Source organism: Microbacterium sp. RG1 (assembly GCF_005347485.1).
In the GTDB taxonomy this organism is placed as follows: Bacteria; Actinomycetota; Actinomycetes; order Actinomycetales; family Microbacteriaceae; genus Microbacterium; species Microbacterium binotii_A.
This window is the reverse complement of record NZ_CP034121.1, coordinates 2,591,213-2,612,102: the sequence shown is the minus strand read 5'-3', so window position 1 is coordinate 2,612,102 and position 20,890 is coordinate 2,591,213. Positions and strand designations below refer to the sequence as shown.

21 protein-coding genes are annotated in these 20,890 nt (G+C 70.3%); 10 read left to right on the top strand and 11 right to left on the bottom strand.

Going from position 1 to position 20,890, the window contains the following annotated elements:
• From EHF32_RS12720 to EHF32_RS12705, 4 genes are all read right to left on the bottom strand, one after another.
• Positions 1-855, bottom strand: a complete 855-nt coding sequence (locus EHF32_RS12720; RefSeq protein WP_238343705.1) for an ABC transporter substrate-binding protein — start codon at positions 853-855, stop codon at positions 1-3.
• Positions 856-923: 68 nt separating this feature from the next.
• Entirely contained in the window at positions 924-1,361 is a 438-nt protein-coding gene (locus EHF32_RS12715) for a cupin domain-containing protein (protein ID WP_137418532.1), read from the bottom strand.
• Positions 1,358-2,659, bottom strand: a complete 1,302-nt coding sequence (locus tag EHF32_RS12710; RefSeq protein ID WP_137418531.1) for an amidohydrolase family protein — start codon at positions 2,657-2,659, stop codon at positions 1,358-1,360. The genes EHF32_RS12715 and EHF32_RS12710 overlap by 4 nt, the downstream gene beginning before the upstream one ends.
• The gene (locus tag EHF32_RS12705) at positions 2,656-4,080 is read right to left on the bottom strand and encodes an adenosylhomocysteinase (protein ID WP_161594109.1); all 1,425 of its coding nucleotides are present in this window, start codon (positions 4,078-4,080) and stop codon (positions 2,656-2,658) included. The genes EHF32_RS12710 and EHF32_RS12705 overlap by 4 nt, the downstream gene beginning before the upstream one ends.
• Before the next feature lie 150 nt (positions 4,081-4,230).
• Here EHF32_RS12705 and EHF32_RS12700 point away from each other — a divergent pair, with 150 nt between their 5' ends.
• Both EHF32_RS12700 and EHF32_RS12695 read left to right on the top strand, forming a co-directional pair.
• Positions 4,231-4,692, top strand: coding sequence for a hypothetical protein (locus EHF32_RS12700; RefSeq protein ID WP_137418529.1), 462 nt, complete (start codon positions 4,231-4,233; stop codon positions 4,690-4,692).
• Between the two features lie 204 nt (positions 4,693-4,896).
• Entirely contained in the window at positions 4,897-5,520 is a 624-nt protein-coding gene (locus EHF32_RS12695) for a hypothetical protein (RefSeq protein WP_137418528.1), read from the top strand.
• Here the strand turns inward: EHF32_RS12695 and EHF32_RS12690 are convergent, their stop codons facing one another.
• From EHF32_RS12690 to EHF32_RS12680, 3 genes are all read right to left on the bottom strand, one after another.
• Positions 5,521-5,925, bottom strand: a complete 405-nt coding sequence (locus tag EHF32_RS12690) for a DUF779 domain-containing protein (protein WP_137418527.1) — start codon at positions 5,923-5,925, stop codon at positions 5,521-5,523.
• Positions 5,926-6,070: 145 nt separating this feature from the next.
• Positions 6,071-7,618, bottom strand: a complete 1,548-nt coding sequence (exaC, locus tag EHF32_RS12685; RefSeq protein WP_137418526.1) for an acetaldehyde dehydrogenase ExaC — start codon at positions 7,616-7,618, stop codon at positions 6,071-6,073.
• Positions 7,619-7,716: 98 nt separating this feature from the next.
• Positions 7,717-9,042, bottom strand: a complete 1,326-nt coding sequence (locus EHF32_RS12680; RefSeq protein WP_137418525.1) for a GAF domain-containing protein — start codon at positions 9,040-9,042, stop codon at positions 7,717-7,719.
• Between the two features lie 149 nt (positions 9,043-9,191).
• Here EHF32_RS12680 and EHF32_RS12675 point away from each other — a divergent pair, with 149 nt between their 5' ends.
• Genes EHF32_RS12675 through EHF32_RS15800 form a run of 3 tightly spaced genes read left to right on the top strand, consistent with a single transcriptional unit; the run spans position 9,192 to position 10,818 of the window.
• A complete protein-coding gene (locus tag EHF32_RS12675; protein WP_137418524.1) occupies positions 9,192-9,551 on the top strand; it encodes a PadR family transcriptional regulator in 360 nt (119 codons plus the stop codon).
• On the top strand, positions 9,548-10,669 hold the full coding sequence (locus tag EHF32_RS12670; protein WP_137418523.1) for a hypothetical protein: 1,122 nt from the start codon (positions 9,548-9,550) through the stop codon (positions 10,667-10,669). The genes EHF32_RS12675 and EHF32_RS12670 overlap by 4 nt, the downstream gene beginning before the upstream one ends.
• Positions 10,666-10,818: a hypothetical protein gene (locus tag EHF32_RS15800; protein ID WP_161594108.1), complete on the top strand. Its 153-nt coding sequence runs from the start codon at positions 10,666-10,668 to the stop codon at positions 10,816-10,818. Before EHF32_RS12670 ends, EHF32_RS15800 begins: the two co-directional genes overlap by 4 nt.
• 151 nt (positions 10,819-10,969) lie before the next feature.
• On the opposite strand, the gene EHF32_RS12665 is transcribed toward EHF32_RS15800, so the two are convergent.
• Positions 10,970-11,305: a winged helix-turn-helix transcriptional regulator gene (locus EHF32_RS12665; RefSeq protein WP_137418522.1), complete on the bottom strand. Its 336-nt coding sequence runs from the start codon at positions 11,303-11,305 to the stop codon at positions 10,970-10,972.
• A gap of 74 nt (positions 11,306-11,379) precedes the next feature.
• Between EHF32_RS12665 and EHF32_RS12660 the strand changes: the two genes are divergently transcribed.
• Positions 11,380-12,033: an FMN-dependent NADH-azoreductase gene (locus EHF32_RS12660; RefSeq protein ID WP_137418521.1), complete on the top strand. Its 654-nt coding sequence runs from the start codon at positions 11,380-11,382 to the stop codon at positions 12,031-12,033.
• Positions 12,034-12,203: 170 nt separating this feature from the next.
• Here the strand turns inward: EHF32_RS12660 and EHF32_RS12655 are convergent, their stop codons facing one another.
• Both EHF32_RS12655 and EHF32_RS12650 read right to left on the bottom strand, forming a co-directional pair.
• Positions 12,204-13,631 (bottom strand): CCA tRNA nucleotidyltransferase, encoded by a 1,428-nt coding sequence (locus EHF32_RS12655; RefSeq protein ID WP_137418520.1) that lies wholly within the window; start codon positions 13,629-13,631, stop codon positions 12,204-12,206.
• A gap of 9 nt (positions 13,632-13,640) precedes the next feature.
• Positions 13,641-15,134: a DUF7059 domain-containing protein gene (locus EHF32_RS12650; protein ID WP_137418519.1), complete on the bottom strand. Its 1,494-nt coding sequence runs from the start codon at positions 15,132-15,134 to the stop codon at positions 13,641-13,643.
• Positions 15,135-15,238: 104 nt separating this feature from the next.
• Here EHF32_RS12650 and EHF32_RS12645 point away from each other — a divergent pair, with 104 nt between their 5' ends.
• The 4 genes from EHF32_RS12645 (at position 15,239) to trxA (ending at position 20,335) form a co-directional block, all read left to right on the top strand.
• Positions 15,239-17,305 (top strand): DUF6049 family protein, encoded by a 2,067-nt coding sequence (locus tag EHF32_RS12645; RefSeq protein WP_137418518.1) that lies wholly within the window; start codon positions 15,239-15,241, stop codon positions 17,303-17,305.
• Positions 17,302-18,903 (top strand): murein biosynthesis integral membrane protein MurJ, encoded by a 1,602-nt coding sequence (gene murJ / locus EHF32_RS12640; RefSeq protein ID WP_137418517.1) that lies wholly within the window; start codon positions 17,302-17,304, stop codon positions 18,901-18,903. Before EHF32_RS12645 ends, murJ begins: the two co-directional genes overlap by 4 nt.
• Positions 18,904-18,973: 70 nt before the next feature.
• Entirely contained in the window at positions 18,974-19,951 is a 978-nt protein-coding gene (gene trxB / locus EHF32_RS12635; RefSeq protein WP_137418516.1) for a thioredoxin-disulfide reductase, read from the top strand.
• Positions 19,952-20,011: 60 nt separating this feature from the next.
• Positions 20,012-20,335 (top strand): thioredoxin, encoded by a 324-nt coding sequence (gene trxA / locus EHF32_RS12630; RefSeq protein ID WP_137418515.1) that lies wholly within the window; start codon positions 20,012-20,014, stop codon positions 20,333-20,335.
• Positions 20,336-20,396: 61 nt separating this feature from the next.
• Here trxA and EHF32_RS12625 read toward each other — a convergent pair whose 3' ends face one another.
• Positions 20,397-20,738 carry a tryptophan synthase subunit alpha gene (locus tag EHF32_RS12625; protein WP_137418514.1) on the bottom strand — a complete coding sequence of 114 codons (342 nt, stop codon included), beginning with the start codon at positions 20,736-20,738 and terminating at the stop codon, positions 20,397-20,399.
• Positions 20,739-20,890 lie beyond the last annotated feature (152 nt).

The following is a 20,890-nucleotide window of genomic DNA, read 5'->3' as shown; positions in this document are numbered from 1 at the left end:
TCAGCCGAGGACCGGAACGTCGACGGCTTCGCTGAGCCAGGTCTTCTGCAGCTCGTCGAGCGTGCCGTCCGCGCGGAGCTCGTCGAGCGCCTTCGAGACCGGGTCGGTCAGCTCGGACCCCTTCGGCAGCACGTAGGCGAGCTGGTCGCCGCCGGTCGTGTCGGCGAACTGACCGAGGATCTTGCCGCCGTCGAGCTCGGCGTTCGCGAGGTAGAAGGCGGTGGGAAGGTCGATCACGAACGCGTCGATCTGACCGGACTGGAATGCGAGCACGACGTCGTCGTTGTTGTTGAAGACGCTGAGCTTGTCGGTGCCGAGCTCCTCGGCGGCGACGGTGTAGCTGGTCGTACCGCTCATGACGCCGACCGTGTACCCCTTGAGCTCGTCGATCGTGGTCGCGTTCGCCGCGGCCGAGCTGTCGGAGGTGACGACGGCCTGCGAGGTCGTGTAGTACGGCGACGAGAAGTCGACGGCCTGCTTGCGCTCGTCGGTCACCGAGAACTGCTGGATGTTGAGGTCCCAGTCCTTGGGTCCGGGCGCGATCGCGCTGTCGAACGTGGAACGCACCCACACGACGTCGTCGGCCGAGAAGCCGAGCTTCTCCGCCAGCGCGTAGGAGACGGCCGACTCGAAGCCCTTCTGGTTGGAGGGGTCGTTGTCGACGATCCAGGGGTCGTACGCGGGCTCACCGGTGGCGATGGTGAGCTTGCCCGCGGTGAGGGTGGGAAGCGATCCGTCCTCGGATGCGGCGGGGGCGGACTCCCCCGCGAAGGCACAGGCGGTCAGGGCGAGCGCTGCGACGGCGCCGAGGGCGGCACCGGCGGTCAGGCGCCGGAGGCGGGAGGTCGTGATCACGGGGACTCCAAGCAGAAAGAGGGGGTGTCGGGTCGGGCGTCGGCGGGTTGCTCTGGCCGACGCCGCGCTCAGCCTAAATCACGCGCGAGTCGCCAGTCCTCGAAGCTGAAACCTGGCGAAACGACACAGCTCACCAGCACCTCGGCCTCGCCCCCGAGCCGAGCCGACTGCCATACGCCGGCCGGCACCGTCACCTGCGCGAGGTGTCCGGCGGCGAGGTCGGGGCCCAGGGTCACGGTGCGCTCGGCGAGCGGCTGGTCGCCGTCGCCCCCGAGGCTCAGCTCGAGGGTGCCGGGTCCGTGCCAGAGCCAGATCTCGTCGCTCGTGACGACATGCCACGCGCTGTGCTCGCCGGGGGTCAGCAGGTAGTGGATGCAGGTGGCCGCCGGCCTCGGACCCGCGGGCGTCTCCACGCCGGCGGTGGCTGTCCACATCCGGCGGAACCAGCCGCCCTCGGGATGCGGGGCGAGATCGAGGGTGACGGCGGTGGCGGGTCGGGTGCTCATGCGCTCACTCCGGTGTGCTCTGTGAAGGACGGTGTCGTGTGCCGGAACGCCCCGCTGATCACGGTGGCCGCCGCGCGGCCCGCGCCATCGGTGGCGAGGTGCTCGATCGTGTCGTCGATCGTCGTGACGGGGATGTCGAGGAAGGCCAGGTCGGCGAGGGCTCCGACCGCGAGGTAGCCGGTGCGGTCGGGGCCCGTGTCGATGCCCATCGCGTGCGCGCCGCCGAGGGTCGCGGCCCGCAGCAGCTGAGCCGCGAGCCCCCGGTCGGAGTAGCCCTGCGCGCGGGCGATGCGGTGCAGCGCGGCCACATCCGCGAGCAGGTCGAGCGACGGGCTCGAGGAGAGGGAGTCCGTGCCGACGGCGATGCCGTTGCCCTCGGCGAGGTAGGCGGCGACGGGCGGTTCGTCGAGGCCGATGACAGCGTTGGAGCGGGGGCAGAGCGCCACGGAGGTGCCGCGGGCGCGCAGCAGGGCGCGATCGCGTGCGGTCATGTAGACGCCGTGCGCGATGTGGCAGTCGGGTCCGAGCACACCGAGCTGATCGACGAACTCGGTCGCCCCTGTGCCGAAGCCGTCACCGCGCAGCTCGCGGAAGCTGCCGGCGCGACGCTCCTGCCAGGGCGTCGGATGCGGAGCGCCCGATTCGCGCTCGAAGGCGGCCTCACCGAGGTGCAGATGGATGCGGCCGCCGCGCTCGCGCACGATGTCGGGGATCTCCAGCAGCGGCTCGACGTCGAGCGAGTAGGGCGCGTGGGGCGAGAGCCCGGTGCCGGGCGGGGAGGGCAGCGCGTCGAGCGCCGCTTCGACCTGCGCTCTGCCGGTCGCCGCCCAGTCGGCGTTGGTCCAGCTCATCACCTCCCAGTAGGTGATGCCGTGAAGGCCCGCGTCGTGCAGCACCCCCGCGGCGGGCGCATCGGTGACGATGTCGGCGACAGCGGTGGTGCCCGCCTCGATCATCGCGCGCGCTCCGGCGTCCGCGTCCGCCTTCCAGTCGTGTCCGCGCTCGTAGACCGGATCGAACGCTGCCGCCCAGTCCTCGAAGCCGCCGTAGCTGCCGCGTCCCACCTCGGCCATGCCCGTGTACTGCAGGTGCGAGTGCGCGTTGACGAGCCCCGGCAGGAGGACTCCCGGCCAGTGCACCTCGGTGAAGGTGGCGCCGCGGGCTGTGAGCTCGCGGCGCACCCAGTCGCGGTCGCCGACGTGGCGGATGCGGCCGCCGCTTACCGCGATCGCCCCCTGCGGGATCGGCGGCGCGGTGATGGGCAGCACCAGATCGGCCGAGTACAGCACGACGCTCATCCGCGGGTCTCCTCGTAACGCGCCGAGCGCCAGTCCGCATCCGTGCCGACGGACGCGGTGCGCTCATCGATCCGCACCCCGCGCGCGGCGAGCGCCGCGCGGCCGACACGATCGTCGATCTCAGACGGGAGGGCGTGCACGCCGACGCCCGGGCGGGTGCGCAGCAGGTGATCGAGGGCGGCGAGCTGCACCGCGAACGACAGGTCCATGATCTCGATCGGGTTGCCCTCGGCGGCGGTGATGTTCACCGCTCCGCCGTCACCGAGCAGGAGAGCAGCGGATGCGGCGGCCGCCGCCGTCACCTCCCCCGGCACGCCGCCCGCGACGGCGATCGCCGCCGCGCGCTCGGCGACCGCCTCATCGATCGTGCCGGCGACACCCGTGGCCGACACGACGAGAGCGCCGTCCGCCAGCGCGGATGCGGGGCCGACCGCATAGCCGTCGTGACGCGCGATGAGGGCCCGCACCGGGTCGACCTCGGCCACCGCGACGGTCGCGCCCAGGGCGCGCAGGTAGGCCGCGACGCCCTCGCCGACGGGGCCGTAGCCGATCACGAGCGCGGGTTGGTCGCGCACCGTCAGAGAGTGCTCCTCGAGAAGGTCCGCGATCGCCAGAACGCAGGAGAAGCCGGTGCCGTACCGGTTGTCGAACCGGGTCTTGGCGGCGGCGTCGTTGACGGCCATGACCGGCGTGCGCAGCAGCCCCGCCGCATCCATCCGCCGCAGCGGCGTGAGCCCCGACGTCGTCTCCTCGTTCGCACCGATCCAGGATGCGGCGATCGCGGGGTCGATCTCGTGGGCGAGGCGGATGAGGTGCGAGCCGTCGTCGATGAGAATGTCGAAGCCGCGGCGCAGGAAACCCTCGGCCGCCGCGCGCTCCTCGAGACCCGATAGGTCGGCGCCGCCGTCGACGGGGATCCCCCTCTCCGCGAGCGCCGCGGCGACGGCCGCATCCGTCTCGTCGGGGTGACCGTAGACCGCGACGTCGGCGCCGCGAGAGCGCAGCAGGAGCGCCAGCTGGGCCGTCTTCGGCTCGAGCACCATGCACACGCCGATGCGCAGCCCCCGCACGTCGATGTCCTCAGCGACGGTCGCCGAGACCGGCATGTGAGAGGCGGCGAAGGCGATGCGTGCCGCGGCGTCGGGCCGCTCGGGAAGCGGGGCTCCGCCGAGGAGGACGGGCACATCCGTGGGATCCGCGTCGGCGGGAAGAGCCGTGAAGTCGAAGCGCAGCATCCCCGCATCCGAGGCCGCCCCCGTCGTGAGAACCGCGCCCAGATCGTGCAGCAGAGCCGTGAGTCGCTCGGCGACGACGCGGTGAGCGGGGGAGGCGTCGACCCGCACGGTGCGCGAGGCGATCATGAGATTCGTGCGGCGGGCGAAGCGGCGCACGATCGCCTCCGCGATGCGCGTCGTATCCACCGCCATAGCCTACGTCGATCCTTAGCACAGAATGAGATCCCTCTCACGGGGGGACGTCGGGCAGGGGCCGCCGCTTAGCGTGAGGAGCGGGGGCGTCTTCCGTGACGGAGGCGGACCCACGTCCGCACACGCAGCACACGGAGGAACCTCATGCGCAAACTCGCCCCCCTCGCCCTTTCGGCCATCGCCCTTCTCGCCCTCGCCGGTTGCGCGGGCGGCGCCAACGGCGGTGGAGACGCCGGCGCCTCGTCCCAGTCCGTCCAGGAGGCGTGCTCCATCGCCCAGGACAAGCTCAGCGATGCCCAGAGCAAGCTGAGCGAGTCGATGTCGGCAGCGGCCTCGGGCGACAGCGAGGCCACGACCGATCTGTTCGAGACGGTCCAGAAGGGTCTCGACGACGCCCTTGCCGAAATCACGAACGCCGACGTGAAGAAGCCGTTGCAGGCAGTCTCGGACGAGTACAAGACGATCGGTGAGTCGATGTCGGCTCTCGCCGCCGCGGGCTCCGACCCCTCCAAGATCGACGAGCTCACCAAGATCAACGATGACGTGCAGGCCTCGAGCGAGCGCCTGAAGACGGCATCCGACGAGCTCACGAAGCTCTGCGCCTGAGTCTCGCGCTCCACACGACGAAGGGATGCGGCCCGCCGGGGTCGCATCCCTTCGTCGTTGTCGTCGGTGACCGTTCGTGCGGCGGAATCGACAGATTCTGCGCCCGTGGACGTCAAAGCCTCCCCCGCCTGATGGACTCCCTGCGGCTTCGTCGCGCGGGACCGGGATGCAGGTGCGCGGCGGAGCCCTCGGAAGGAGTCACGGATGTTCGCAGGAATCCGACGGGGATGGACCCGTTTCGCCGACGCCCGCCCCACGTGGGCGCAGCTGATCGTGTTCTCGCTGCTCAACGTCGGGATGACCGTGCTCCAGCTCGTGCTGATGCCCGTGTTCAAGGCCGTCTTCGCCCTCACGCCGCTCGTCGACACCGGCTTCCAGGCACTGCCCATCGGCTCGGACTACTTCATCTTCGACTACGCGGCCGGCGCTCTTCCGGCGGGCGGGGGCGGACTCGCCTACTTCCTCGCGGTGCAGCTCACACTCGCGATCGCGCAGGTCGTGAACTTCTTCGCGCAGCGCAACATCACCTTCAAGTCCAACAGCAACCCGTGGTGGGCGGCGCTCTGGTACACGCTGGCCTACGTCGTGATCACGTTCGGTGCGGCAGCGCTGCAGGGCTTCTACAAGGCGCCCGTGTACGACCTGTTCATCACCGTCTGGGCGATGGGCGCCACGGGCGAGACCCTGGCCGACGTCGTCACGATGCTCATCAACGCGCTCATCTCGTGCGCGGTGTTCTTCCCGATCTTCAAGATCATCTTCCGTCGCGATCCCGACCCGGAGGTCGTCGTCGCCCCCGCCCCCGCGCGCGAGCGCGTCGGCGTCTGATCACCCCGCCGCGAGGCCGAAGGCCTCGAGCTCCGCGGGTTGCAGCATCCGGGAGCGGATGAGGAACCGCATCCCCGTCGGCGCCTCCACGCTGAATCCCGCGCCGCGCCCCGGTACCGCGTCGATCGTCAGGTGCGTGTACTTCCAGTACTCGAACTGCGACTCGGACATGAACACCTCGATGGGCGCGAGATCGGCGACGCGCAGCGCGCCGAGCCGCACGTCGCTCGGCCCGATGAGGAACATGCCGACGGGGTAGCACATGGGTGCGGATCCGTCGCAGCATCCGCCCGACTGGTGGAACATGAGCGGTCCGTGCTGCGCGGTCAGCTCCACGAGCAGGGATGCGGCCGCATCCGTCACCGCGACGCGCTCGGCCGTCCGATCGATCGGTGCCTCGTCCATCCCTCTCCCCTTCTCTCCGTGTCCCACTTGCCGCATCCCGTGTCCCACTTGCCGCAGGTTTCACCCCTGATTCCTGCAGAAAGTGGGACACGGATGCGGCGGGCCTGCGCGAAGGGGGACATGCCCCCTGCGCGGCGGGCCCGACTCAGAAGAAGCCCATCGGCCCGTCGGCGTAGGAGACGAGCAGGTTCTTCGTCTGCTGGTAGTGATCGAGCATCTTCAGGTGGTTCTCGCGGCCGATGCCGGACTGCTTGTAGCCGCCGAAGGCCGCGTGCGCCGGGTACTGGTGGTAGGTGTTCGTCCAGACGCGCCCGGCTTCGATGCCGCGACCGGCGCGGTACATCGTGTCGGCCGAGCGGCTCCACACTCCGGCGCCGAGGCCGTAGAGGGTGTCGTTCGCGGTGTGGATGGCGTCGTCGAAGCCCTCGAAGCTCGTGACCGAGACGACCGGACCGAAGATCTCCTCCTGGAAGATGCGCATGCTGTTCTGACCCTCGAACACCGTGGGCGCCACGTAGTAGCCCTCGGACAGGTCGCCGCCGAGGTCGACACGCTCCCCTCCCGCGAGCAGCTTCGCGCCCTCCGCCTTGCCGATCTCGATGTACGACAGGATCTTCTCGAGCTGGTCGTTCGAGGCCTGCGCGCCGATCATGGTCGCGGGATCCAGCGGGTTGCCCTGCACGATCTTGCCGACCCGCTCCAGGCCGTCCCCGAGGAACTGGTCGTAGATCGAGCGCTGGATGAGCGCGCGGCTCGGACACGTGCAGACCTCGCCCTGGTTCAGCGCGAAGAACGTGAAGCCCTCCAACGCCTTGTCGTAGTAGGCGTCGCGGTCGCGGGCCACATCCTCGAAGAAGATGTTCGCGCTCTTGCCACCGAGCTCCAGCGTGACCGGGATCAGGTTCTGCGAGGCGTACTGCATGATCAGCCGGCCGGTCGTGGTCTCGCCCGTGAAGGCGACCTTGCGGATGCGCTTGTGCTGCGCCAGCGGTGCCCCCGCCTCGATGCCGAACCCGTTGACGATGTTCACGACGCCGGCCGGCAGCAGATCGCCGATCAGATCGAAGAGGAAGAGGATGGATGCCGGCGTCTGCTCGGCGGGCTTGAGCACGACGCAGTTGCCGGCGGCGAGGGCGGGCGCGAGCTTCCAGGTGGCCATGAGGATGGGGAAGTTCCACGGGATGATCTGGCCCACCACGCCCAGCGGCTCGTGGAAGTGGTACGCGACGGTGTCCTCGTCGATCTGGCTGAGCGAGCCCTCCTGCGCCCGAAGGACCCCCGCGAAGTACCGGAAGTGGTCGACGGCGAGCGGGATGTCGGCGGCGAGCGTCTCGCGCACCGGCTTGCCGTTCTCCCACGTCTCGGCGACGGCGATCTTCTCGAGGTTCGCCTCGATGCGGTCGGCGATCTTGTTGAGGATGTTCGCGCGGTCGGCGGGTGTCGTCTTCTTCCAGCTCTCGAACGCCTGCCACGCCACATCCACGGCGCGATCGATGTCCTCGCTCGTGCCGCGGCCGACCTCGCAGAACGGCTTGCCCGTGACGGGGGTGATGTTCTCGAAGTACTGGCCCTTGATCGGCTCGACGAACTCGCCGCCGATGTAGTGGCCGTAGCGGCTGCGGTACTCGGCGACCGATCCGCGGGATCCGGGGGCGGCGTAGACGCTCGAGACGCCGTCTTCAACGATGGTCATGTCATCTCCTTCGACGATCAGGACGGGGCGGCATCAGCGCCGCGCTCGTTGCCCGACACCGTAAGCACCCCCGGGTTGCATCGGGTTGCGCGTCGAGACTAGGCGCCGAGCTGCTCCAGGCGCGCGACGATCGGCCCGCGACGCGGCGAGCGCGGGGCGAGCATCTCGAGGCAGAGGCGCAGCGCATCCACATCCTCACGTCCCTCATCCGTGTCGACATAGGCCAGCAGCACGTCGAGCCCTGCCCCGGCGAGGAGCGACTCGCGCAGGGCCGCCTGCACGCTCTGCCGCAGCTCCTCGACCCCCGGCGCGCGGGAGTCCGGCAGGACGGGGCCGCGATACGCCGTGAGGGCCACGCGGTGCGCGCCCCGATCGAGCAGCGAGACGACGTGATCGGCGTCGGTCTGAAGCGGGCTCGTCAGCCGATAGGGACGGGATGCGGGGATCAATGCGGGAGCGACGGCATCGAGCACCCGCCGCAGTCTCACCATCTCGGGGCGCAGGGTCTCCACCGGCGCGGCCTCGCCGTACACGAGGGCGGCCAGTCTCTCCGCGGAGAGGCCCTGCTGGTGCACCGCCAGCATGAGCAGGATCTCCGCGTGACGCGCGCTCAACTCGGTGACGGTGGCGCCTCGGTCGTCGACGACGTCGAGCACCGCCAAGTCGCGTCCGAGCACGCGGAGGGTCGCGTGCTCGGTGGCGCCGCGTGGACGACGCGGGGGCTGGCTCTTCATGGGCGGCTCGGCGCGCGCCCGCAGCCTGGCCACGAGCAGCTCCCCCTCGATCGCCCGCGCCGTCGCGTCGACGAGCAGCTGTGCCTGCGGCGTGGTGACCTCGGCGCCGCCGGTCACATCGATGACACCGAGCACGCGCCGACTCTCGGGGTCGCGCACCGGCGCCGCCGTGCACGACCACGGTTGGACGAGCCGGTTGAAGTGCTCGGCTCCGCGGATCTGGACGGACGCGTCGAGGGCGAGGGCTGTGCCCGGCGCCGAGGTGCCCACGGCCTGCTCCGACCAGTTCGCCCCCGCGACGAAGCCCATGTCGCCCGTGAGGTCGCGGATGCGGCGGTCGCCCTCGACCCACAGCAGGCGGCCCGCCGCATCCCCCACCGCGACGACGACGCCCGACTCGTCCTCGTCGCCGGGCAGCAGCAGCTGGCGGATCATGTCCATGACGCTCGCGAGGGGATGCGTGCGCCGGTACGCGTCGAGTTCGTCCGAGATGAGATCCAGGGGCGGCACGGCGTCCACGCCGACGAGGCTCCGGGCCGAGCGCTGCCAGCTCTCGCGGACCAGACCCCGCACGGCGGTGACCCGCGGATCCTGCGCGTTTCCGCCGACGAACTCCTCGTGCGCGCGCTCGATCAGCAGGCGCGAGCTCTCGGCCGACGCCTCGCGACGCAGAGACCAGGGCGAGGGCACAACGACTCCGATCGACGGTGATCAGGTGGCTTCAGTGTAGGCACGCGGCTCGCGCGACGACAGGGTCGTTGTGCGACACACGGTACCGCACTGCTCGCACTACTGTGCACTGCGTGGTAGCTTGCTTCGCAGAGGAGAGAGGAGCGCGGATGGATACCACGCAGCTGTTGAAGGGGGTGCTGGACGCCGCCGTGCTCGCGGTCGTGCAGCACGAGGACGCCTACGGGTACGACATCGTGCGTCGGCTGCGCGAGGCCGGCCTCGGCGAGGTGGGCGACGCATCCGTCTACGGGACGCTTCGCCGGCTCTACAGCGCCGGGTCGCTCTCGAGCTATGTGGTGCCCTCGGACGGGGGTCCGCACCGCAAGTACTACGCCATCAACCCGCAGGGGCGTGCGGCACTCGACGCGCAGCGCGAGGACTGGGCCTCGTTCTCGCTCGCGCTGAGCACGCTTCTCGACGCCTCCCGCAAACCCACCGCGCTGCGCACGATCGGAGAAGGACGATGAACGCCACGACTCAGCCCCGAACCGACATCCCCGCCTTCGCCGCCGCGGTCCGCGCGGAACTGGACGACTTGCCCGCCGATGAGGTGGACGACCTGCTCGACGGGCTCGAAGCCGACCTGTCCGAACAGGCGGAAGACAGCGGCGAGGCCTTCTCCCTCCCGGATGCGGCGACCTACGCCGCGGAACTCCGTGCCGCCGCGGGACTCCCCGAGCGCAACGGGCGTGCCGCGAAGGTACCGATGCGCGAGCAGCTGGAGCGCGCCCGGCAGGCAGCGGCCACCCGCATCCGCTCGTCCCGGTTCGGATCCGCGACGCTGGACCTGCTCGTGTCGCTGCGCCCGGTCTGGTGGATCGCGCGCGGGGTGGCGTTCTTCCTCATCCTGATGTTCCTCACCGTGCCGCTCACCGGCCGCGTCGACTACGCGCCCACGAACGTCGTGGCGTGGGCGATCCTCGCGGCGCTGGTGCTCCTCAGCATCCAGTGGGGTCGCGGGATGTGGCTGCCTCGCCGCTGGGTGCGGGGTCTGCGGAGCGTGCTCAATGTGGCGGCGAGCATCGTCGCGGCGATCGCGCTCATCGCGGCGCCCACCGTGCTGCCGCAGTATTTCGCCTCGCAGTCGGCGTATGCGAACTACGTCCCGATGGACACGACCCAGCCCGGTCTCGTGCTCGACGGCGAGCGCGTTCGCAACGTGTTCGCCTATGACGCCGAGGGCAACCCGCTCGAGAACGTGCAGCTGTACACCGAACAGGGAACCCCGATGACGACCGTCGGCACCGAGGGTCGCACGAACGGATGGTGGTGGGACGAGTACTTCCTGGGCGGTGGAGGTCCGGTCACCACGGCCTACGAGGGCACGGGGCGCTCCCCGCTGTGGAACGTGTTCCCGCTGCGCGAGGCGACGGATGTGAACCCTTGGGATGTCGATGTGAACCAGTGGGATACGGACACCGCCGTCGCGACCCTGCCCCCGGCGCCGTTCGCGCAGGTTCCCGCCGTACCCGCGCAGTCGCAGGCGGGCACGGAGCCGACGCCGAGTCCGACGCTCGGGGCCAGCACCGGGACGGACACGGCACCGGTTCCCGAGCCCGCCCCCGAGACGGAGGTGACGCCATGAGCATGATCGGCCAGGGACGTCCGGATGCGTCCGCCAACGGCGACGCGCCCGCCGCTCCGCCGCCCGCATCCGCCGGGCCCGCACGGATCGTGAGCATCGACATCAGTCACCTCGTGCGCGAGGCGCTCGAGTCCGACCCTCGCGACTGAGGGACCTCCCTCCCGAGCCCGCCTCGGGGCCCCTTCCCCCGACCCACCCCCTGTTCCCCTGTCACAGATCGACGTCCGAACGTCGATCTGTGACAGGGGAACGTAGGTGTGTGCGGGTCGCCCCATCGCCATGCGGGACATGCCGCGGGAATCAGCGGGTGGCGGAGAGGTTGCCGTCTGCCCAGGCACCCAGCTGGGTGAGGATCGGCACGAGGCGGGCGCCCGCATCCGTCAGTGTGTAGGACACCGCGACCGGGGGGCCCGCATCCAGCTCGCGCACGACCAGGCCGGCGTCGGCGAGCTCGACGAGGCGATCCGAGAGCACGGCGTCGCTGATGCCGGTGACGGCCCGGCGGAGCCCCACGAACGACAGAGCCCCCTCACCGAGCACGTCGAGGATCATGCCGTTCCAGCGCTTGCCCAGAACGGAGAAGGCGCGCGACACGGCGGCGTCGCACTGACGCTCGTCGTGCTGCTCTGCGGCCATACCACCGAGTCTAGTCGTGCTAGCGTTCACGTAGCCACTCTCTTTTTCATAGCCGCTAGGTCGATTGGAGCACCATGTCCCTCTTCCGTCTGGATGCGAGCATCCTTCCCCCCACCTCCGCCAGCCGCGCCCTCGGCGACATCGTCGAAACCGAGTGGCTCGCCACCCACGCCGACCGGACCGTCGTCCGCCGCGACCTCGCCGCCGAGCCGGTCCCCGCCACCGCGTGGGCGGCCGCCGTCACCGGGAGGAACCTGCCCGACGCCGACCGCACCGCCGAGCAGCGCGAGGCGCTCGCCCTGGCGACACGCCTCGCGGACGAGCTCATCGACGCCGACGCGCTCCTGCTCACGATCCCCCTCTACAACTACGGCGTCTCGCAGCACGCGAAGACGTGGTTCGACCTGGCATACACCGACCCGCGCATCGACCCGCAGGGCACGGCGCTGCGCGGCAAGCCCGCCGTGCTGGTCACGGTGCTCGGCGGCAACTACGACGCCGGCACGCCCAAGGAGGGCTGGGACCACTCGACCGCCTGGCTGCGCCGCGTGCTCGAGGATGTGTGGGGCCTCGACCTGCGCGTCGTGCAGCGCTCGTTCACGCTCGTGGGGGTGAACCCCGCGCTGGATCAGTTCTCCGAGATCGCCGCCGACATCAAGTCCGCCGCCGAGGTCGCCGCGCGCGAGGGCGGTCGCTCCATCGCCGAGGCCGCGTCCGCCACGGTCTGAGCCGGCACCGCATCCCTCCCGCAGGAGATATCCGCCCATCAGGACGATCTGACGTGAATCGTCCTGATGGGCGGATTTTTCCTGTTGACCGGATGCGGCCATGCAGCGGATGCGGCCATGCAGCGGATGCGGCCATGTACCGAATGCGGCCACGCACCGGCCGGCGGGGATCAGCCCCGCGCCGCCCACCACTCGCGCAGGCGGCGCTCGCTCTCCTCGGGCCCCAGCACGCCCTCATCCAGCCGCAGATCCAGGAGGAACCGGTACGCCTCGCCCACCTCTCGGCCGGGCGGGATGCCGAGGATCTGCTGGATCTCGTTGCCGTCCAGCTCAGGACGGATGGCGTCCAGCTCCTCCTGCGCGCGCAGCTCGTCGATGCGCCGCTCGATGTCGTCGTACGCCAGACGCAGTCGCGTCGCCTTGCGCTTGTTGCGCGTGGTCACGTCGGCGCGGGTCAGGATGTGCAGGCGCTCCAGCTCGTCCCCGGCATCGCGCACGTAGCGGCGCACGGCCGCATCCGTCCACGCGCCCTCGGCGTAGCCGAAGAAACGCAGGTGCAGCTCGATCAGCAGCGCGACGGACTCGATCGTCGCCGAGTCGAACCGCAGCTCGCGCAGGCGCTTGCGCGCCATCCGCGATCCCTTCACGTCGTGGTGGTGGAAGGTGACCGCGCCGCCCGGCTCGAGCCGGCGCGTGGCGGGCTTTCCGATGTCGTGGAGGAGCGCCGCCAGACGCAGCGGCACGTCGGGCGCGGCGTCCGGGTGGCGGCTGCCCTCGAGCTCGATCGCCTGCCGCAGCACGGTGAGTGAGTGCTCGTAGACGTCCTTGTGGTGGTGGTGCTCGTCGACCTCGAGTCGCAGCGCCGGCACCTCGGGGAGGAACTGATCGATCAGCCCCGTCTCCACCAGCAGCCGCAGGCCGCGCACGGGATCGTCGGTCTGCAGCAGACGCACGAGCTCGCCCTGGATGCGCTCCGGGCTCACGATCCCGAGTGTCTCGCGCAGCTCGGTGATCGCCGCGACCGCGTCGGCGTCGACCGTGAAGCCCAGCTGGGACGAGAAGCGCGCCGCGCGGAGCATCCGCAGCGGGTCGTCGCCGAAGCTGATGCGCGCATCGGTGGGGGTGCGCAGTACGCCCGCGACGAGATCCTCGATGCCGCCGTGCGGATCGACGAGCTGCGGACCGGGCACACGGAGCGCCATCGCGTTGACGGTGAAGTCGCGGCGCACGAGGTCGGACTCGAGCGAATCGCCGAACGCGACGACGGGCTTGCGGGTCTCGCCGTCGTAGGCGTCCGCGCGGTACGTGGTGATCTCGACCTGCTCGCCGCGGATGCGGGCGCCGATCGTGCCGAATGCCCGCCCGATGTCCCATTGCGCGGTCGAGATCGGCGTGACGATGCGCAGGATCTCGTCGGGATCCGCATCCGTCGTGAAGTCCAGATCGTGCGTGGTCCGCCCCAGCAGCGCATCGCGCACCGGACCTCCGACGACCGCCAGTTCGTGTCCCGCGGCCGCGAAGGCGTCCGCGAGAACGACGACGACGGGCGAGGAGGCGAGGGTGCCCAGGCGCGAGAGACCGTCGGCCATGTTGAGCATGCAACGAGCCTAATCGGCCGCGCCGTGCGGCACCTCCAGCATCCCGGTCAGCACCAGCTCCCTGACCCTCGGGAGCAGGTCGGATCGGAGAGATGCGGCATCGACCTCGAGCAGATCTGCGATGGCGTCGATGAGCACGCCCACGGGCAGCTCTCCGTCGCTCGCGCCGACGAGTGCGGCCAGCGCCGGGTCCGCGGACACCGTGCGGGCGAGCCCGCCTCCCTGTCGCAGCTCGATCACGCTGGGCGCTTCCGCACCGGGAAGGTGATGCCGCGCCTCGGTGACGTCGGCGGCGACGCGCAGCACGGATGCGGCGAGCACCATGTCGTCGGTTCGATCCAGCCATGCCGCGGCCCGCCACACAGCGGCGGTGTGCGCGGCGAGCACGGCGGTGTCGACCGCCTGCACCACCCGTTCGAAGCGGCGCAGCCCCGAGCCGCGCATGAGCTGCACCCAGCCGAGCCCCACGCCCGTGACGCCGCGCGTCTCGAAGTCGTCGAGCCAGGCGCCGATCAGCGCCTCATGCTCGTCGCTGCCCGGCCGCGTGCCGCCGTCGCGCACCCACAGCTCCGCGTAGCGGGCCGGATCGAGCTGCTCGCGCTCGATGACCCACGCGCCGATGCCCTCCGTCCACGCGCGCACCCGCTCCAGCCCCGCCAGATCCTCACGGTCCTGCCAGTTGCCGAGCATGATCGCTCGTCCACCCTCGACGAGATGGGGTGCGGCACCGGCGACGACCTCGCGCATGAGCTCGTCCCCCGCCCGCCCGCCGTCGCGGTACTCGTAGGCGGGCACGCCGGCCACCCGCGGCGTGATGACGAACGGCGGGTTCGAGGCGATCAACTCGAAACGCTCGTCGCCGACGGGCTCGTACAGACTGCCCTCGCGGACATCGATGCCCTCCAGGTTGTTGAGCGCCGCTCCCAGCCGCGTGAACCACAGTGCGCGCGGCGAGATGTCCGTCGCGACGACCTCGAATCCCCTCCGGTGCAGCTCGAAGGCCACCAGACCGCATCCGCATCCGAGGTCGAGGGCACGGCCGTTCCCGGATGCGGGAAGCAGAGAGACCAGCGTCCTGCCGGCGCCGCCGACACCGAGCACGTGGTCCGGACGCAACGGGAAGACGCCGGCCAGCTCGTCCAGATCGCTCGCGATCCATCCCTCGCCACCGTCGGCGAAGACGTGCGGGCGCACAGCCACCGCGGGCGCCACGCTGTCGCCGCGGCGTTCGATCACGCCGAGCCGCTCGGCATCCGCGAGTCCGGTGGTGGGCAGTGCCGCGGCTACGGATGAGGCATCGACGACGTCCCCCAGCACGAACAGGCGGGCGAGCACGGCGACGGCGTTCTGCGGATGCCGAGCGAGGGCCCGTCGGGCCGGGACGGCGACAGCCCGCGCGAGCGCCGCTTCCGCGGCGTCGCCGATGAGCGGGTGAAGGGCCGCAGTCGTGAAGCCCGCGGCGCGCAGATCATCGGCGAAGCGGTGGGCGATGGCAGTGTGCATGAGTCCATTCAACCCGGGCGCGCGCTCGGTGAATCCCAGGCCCGGGCCCGTAGACTCGCTCCCGACCCTGCGGATTCTCCGCACAGGAGCCTGCTCAGCTACGAATGATTCCGACTTCGGCCCGCACGGGCACCCCCGCATTCCGGCGGCGACGACTTCTGCTCGCGCCGCTCATCGCCGTCGCGATCGTGCTGGGGATCGTCGCCCCCGCAGCCGCCGCCACGCCGACGCCCTCGCCGTCCGCGACGGGAACGATCGACGTCTCGGTGGCACCCTTGTCCGGCGGAGTGCTGGCCGCAGGCGAGGCGCTCACAGCGCTGGTCTCCCTCGAGAACGGCACGAGCTCGCGAGCCGCCGGCTCGACGGCCGAGCTGCTGCTCGCAGATGCACCGCTGGACGGCTCCGCCGCTCTCGACGCGTGGCTGTCGGGATCGGCTGATGCCCCGGCCGGGCGCGTCATCGGATCCAGCGCGGTCGAAGAGACCGCACCCGGGCAGTCGAGCTCGGCGAGCGTGATCGTCGCGGCCGACGACCCCGCCCTCGCGGGCCGCGGCGCGGGCGTCTACCCGCTGTGGGTCACCGTCGCGGGCGAGACGGCGCGCTCCGTGGTGACGATCGGCACCGGCCCCACGGGCACCGTCGCCGTCATCGTCCCCATCACCGCGCCGGCGCTGACGGCGGGGATGCTGTCGACCGAACAGCTGGCCACCCTCACCGCATCCGACGGCGCGCTGACCGCCGCGCTCGACGCCGTCACGGGAACCTCCGCGATCCTCGCCGTGGATCCGGCGATCGTGGCCTCCATTCGGGCGCGTGGAACCGCTGCGCCGGAGTCCGCTCAGGCGTGGCTGCAGCGGCTCATGGACCTGCCCAACCCGCGGTTCGCGCTGCAGTACGGCGACGCCGACGTGAGCACGCAGTTCGCGGCGGGGATCGACGCACCGCTCACGCCGACATCGTTGAACGCGTACGTGGATGTGAAGGCGCAGCCGGCCGCGCCCACGCCCGCCCCGACGGACACGCAGCAGTCCGACCCCGCACCGCCGACCCTCGACGCGCTCCTCGACGTGCGCGCCGCCGGAGAGCCGACGATCTACTGGCCGCCGTCGGGCACGGCTTCCCCGGAGCTCATCGGGTGGCTCACCGCGGCGACACCGGGCGCGATCACGATCGTCGACAGCACGCAGGTGTCCGCCGCATCCGCCGCACACGCGCGGACCGGCGGCGGTGAGCTGCTCGTCGCGTCGGCGGGCGCATCCGCTGCGCTTCAGGCCGCATCCACCGCGACACAGCCCACGTCCCGCGCGGCGGATGCGGCGGCCGCGGCCGCGCATCTGACCTTCGCGTCCTCGTCGGCACAGGGGTCCCCGATTCTCGTCACCCTGGGCAGGTCCTCCGTCCGCGACCCGCAGGGCCTGCGCGGGGCGATCTCCGCGGCGACGACGGGCATGACCGCCGTGGGGCTGTCGAGCATGCTCGGCACCTCCCCGACAGAGGTCCAGGTCTCGGCGGGCACGGTCGACCCCTCGCGTCCGGCGGCGCTGACGAGCATGCTGGCCGGAGCCGCACAGATCGACAGTTTCGCCACGATCCTCGACGACCCGTCGCTGCTCACCGGACGCGAGCGCGCCGCCATCCTCCAGGTTCTGGGCGGCGGGTGGCTCGGCGATCCGTCGGGCTGGCAGAGCGCCGTCGCGGCACACGCGGAAGCCACCACGACGACGCTCGACTCGGTGTCGATCGTGCCCTCGACAGCGCTGAACCTGCTGACCGCGGGCACCAATCTGCGCTTCTGGGTGCGCAACGACCTCCCCTACCCCGTGAACGTCGTGCTCGTGGCCTCGCCGGATGATCTGCGCGTCGACGTCGAGCGTGAGAACGCCGTGGTCGCCGCCGCATCCGCCAACACGCTCGTCGAGGTCCCCGTGAACGCGCGGATCGGAAACGGCGACGTCAAGATCGATCTCAGCCTGCGCAGCCCCGCATACGTGCCCATCGGCCAGACGCAGACGGTGGATGTCAACGTGCGAGCCGACTGGGAGGGAATCGGCCTTGCCGCGCTCGTCGTGCTCGCGGCCGCGTTCCTCACGATCGGCGCCGTCCGAACCGTCCGACGCCGTAGGCGCGACAAGGCGGATGCGGTCCGCACCGATGATGAGGAGAACGCGTGAGCGGATTGGGCCGGGCAAGCGTGCTGCTGGGAGCGGGAACGCTCGTCTCCCGCGTCACGGGCCTCATCCGCACCATCGTGCTGGTGGCGGTCCTCGGCACCATGTCCTCGCGAGCGGGCGATGCCTTCGCGCAGGCCAACCAGCTGCCGAACAACGTCTATGCGATCATCTCGGCGGGCGTGCTCACCGCGGTGATCGTGCCGCAGATCGTTCGCGCGAGCGCGAGGGAGGACAGGGGCCAGCGTTTCATCTCCGCCCTGTTCACCGCGGGGATCGTCGTGCTGCTCGCCGTCACAGCCGTGGCGATGCTGCTCGCGCCCGTGCTCATCACGCTCTACGCGCCCGCCTACAGCCCCGAGCAGCACGCCCTGGCGACCGCGTTCGCCTACTGGTGCCTGCCGCAGATCTTCTTCTACGGTCTATACTCGCTCCTGGGAGAGACGCTCAACGCGCGCCGCATCTTCGGACCGTTCACCTGGGCCCCGGTGCTCAACAACGTCATCTCCATCGCCGGCTTCCTGCTGCTGATGCTCGTCATCGGAGGAGATCGTTCGGCGGTGTCGGACTGGAGCGCCGCATCCATCGCCGCCCTGGGCGGCACGGCGACCTTCGGCATCGCGGTGCAGGCACTCATCCTGCTCGTGTCCTGGCGGCGCACGGGGCTCCGGTTGCGCCCTGACTTCCACTGGCGCGGACTGGGTTTTCGCAACATGGGGCGCCTGGCCGGCTGGACCGCGGCCATGGTCGTCGTCGGACAGATCGCGGGCCTCATCCAGAGCCGGGTCATCTCCGAGGCGACCGGCGACGGCGCCTCGACGCTCGCGACGCAGACCGCCTGGCTCATCTTCATGCTCCCGTACTCGGTCATCGTGCTCTCGATCGGGACTCCGTACTTCACGCAGATCAGCGAGCACGCCTCGGCGGGACGGGACGATGAGGTGCGCGGCGATGTATCGCGCAGCATCCGCATCATCAGCTTGTTGATCGTCGTCGCGACGGCCGCTCTCGTGGTCGCGTCGGTCCCGGCGTCGCGCATCATCGTGAACAACGCGACGGATGCGGCCGAGCTCGCTCCGGTGCTCATCGCCTACCTCGTGAGCCTGCTGCCGCTCTCGGTCCTCTTCGTGCTGCAGCGCACCTTCTACGCCTACGACGACACCCGGACCCCGTTCGTCTTCACGACCGTACAGGCGGTCCTCGTGATCGTCACCGCTCTCGCCGCCGCCTGGCTCGCCCCGACGCCGTGGCTCGCGGCCGCCGTCGCCCTCGGCCAGTCGATCGCGATCACCGTGCAGGCCGTGCTCGCAGCCATCCTGCTGCGCCGGCGGATCGGCTCCCTCGGCATCCGCTCGTGGTTCGTCGCGATCGCCCGGTACGCGGTCGCCGCGCTCCCGGCGGCGGCGGCCGGATGGGGGGTCTACCTGCTCCTCGGCGGTGACACCGGTTGGACGACCTCCGACAAGATCTTCGGCGCGATCGGCACCGGCATCATCGGGGCGGTCACCCTGGTCGTCTACCTGGGCGTGCTCGCAGCTCTGCGCACCCCCGAACTGGCCCCGGCGCTGCGACCGCTTCGCCGCATCCTTTCCAGACGCTGACAAACGGACCGCGGGAATGTCCCGCGGATACCATATGTTGAGCACTTTGAAACCACGAGGGAGAACGCACGTGCGTCAGCTCATCATCATCGGCTCCGGCCCCGCAGGCTACACCGCCGCCATTTACGCGGCCCGGGGCAACCTCAAGCCGCTGGTCATCGCCAGCTCCGTCGAGGTCGGCGGTGAGCTCATGAACACCACCGAGGTGGAGAACTTCCCCGGCTTCCCCGAGGGCATCCAGGGTCCCGAGCTCATGACCAAGATGGAGGAGCAGGCCCGCAAGTTCGGCGCCGAGATCCTCTACCAGGACGTCACCGAGCTCGACCTCTCCGGTCCCGTGAAGCGTGTTCAGCTGGGCTCCGGGGCGGTCGAAGAGGCCGCTGCCGTGATCTTCGCGACGGGCTCCGCCTACCGCAAGATCGGCCTGCCGAAGGAGGAGCACCTCTCCGGTCGCGGTGTGTCGTGGTGTGCGACCTGTGACGGTTTCTTCTTCCGCGAGCGCACGATCGCCGTCGTCGGTGGCGGCGACTCCGCGATGGAGGAGGCGACCTTCCTCACGCGCTTCGCGACGAAGGTCTACGTCATCCACCGTCGCGACGAGCTGCGCGCCTCGAAAATCATGCAGGAGCGCGCGATCGCGAACGAGAAGATCGAGTTCGTGTGGAACAGCGAGGTCGTCGACATCCTCGGTGACGAGGCGGTGACCGGCGTCGTCCTGAAGGACGCGGTCGACGGTTCGACGCGCGAGCTCGACCTGCAGGGAGTGTTCGTCGCCATCGGCAACGACCCGCGTACGAAGCTCGTCCACGGTCAGCTCGACCTGACCCCGGAGGGAACGATCTGGGTCGACGGGCGGTCGTCGCGCACGTCGATGCCCGGCGTGTTCGCCGCGGGCGACGTGATCGACCCGACCTACCGTCAGGCGGTCACCGCCGCGGCATCCGGAACGATCGCGGCCCTGGACGCGGAGCACTTCCTCGCGGCGCTCGACGAAGCGGGCGCGCCGCAGCCCGACGCCGACCAGATCGAGGGTCTGCCGGTCGTCTGAGGGAACATCCGAACCCCGTCGGGTGTTCGGTACGAGTAAGGCTTACGAAGGGAAATGACAATGAGCGCGAAGGCGACCAGCTCGAGCACCTGGAACCAGGACGTCCTCGAAGCAGACGGTCCTGTCCTGGTGGACTTCTGGGCGGAGTGGTGCGGCCCGTGTCGCATGGTGGCCCCGGTTCTCGATGAGATCCAGGCGGAGAACCCCGAGAAGATCACGGTCCTCAAGCTCAACGTGGACGAGAATCCCGATCTCGCGATGAAGTACCAGATCACCTCCATCCCGGCGATGAAGGTGTTCCAGGGCGGCGAGGTCAAGACCACGATCATCGGCGCGAAGCCGAAGTTCGCGCTCGAGCAGGATCTGGCCGCGTTCATCGGCTGATCCACTTCCCCGCACAGAAGAAGCCCCCGGAGATCCTCCGGGGGCTTCTTCTGTGCGCTGTTCAGGATGCTTCGGGCCGCACGGTGGCGTCCCATCGGCGAGAGGTGTTCGTGTCGCCGAGCAGGCGCCAGACGGCACGGGTCAGCGGCGGATAGTCCAGGGCGATCTGACGCAGCACACGGTAGTGGCGCGCCTGCGACGGCTTGCTGCCGCCGGCTTCGGCGATGTTCTCTGCGCGCAGGAGGAACACGACGAGTTCATCGACCGTGGGGAGCTCTTCCATGAAGTCCCACGGGTCCTCTCCCTCACGGAGTCGTTCGTGGATGAGGGCGGCCAGTTCGTCCGCGGCTTCCGCCCGCAGCAGCTCGAGACTCGCTCGACGGCGTGGGGATTCGGAGGTCATGATTCCAGCCTACGTTTCGTCTGACGCATCGGGGCCTCGGCGTCGGCCACCCTCCGGTCGTTGATTGAGCGAGGCCCGGAGACACAAGGAGTCGAGACCCGATACGCGGATCTCACCGCGCCGAAGCACGCGATTTCGATTCGTCAGGAGCG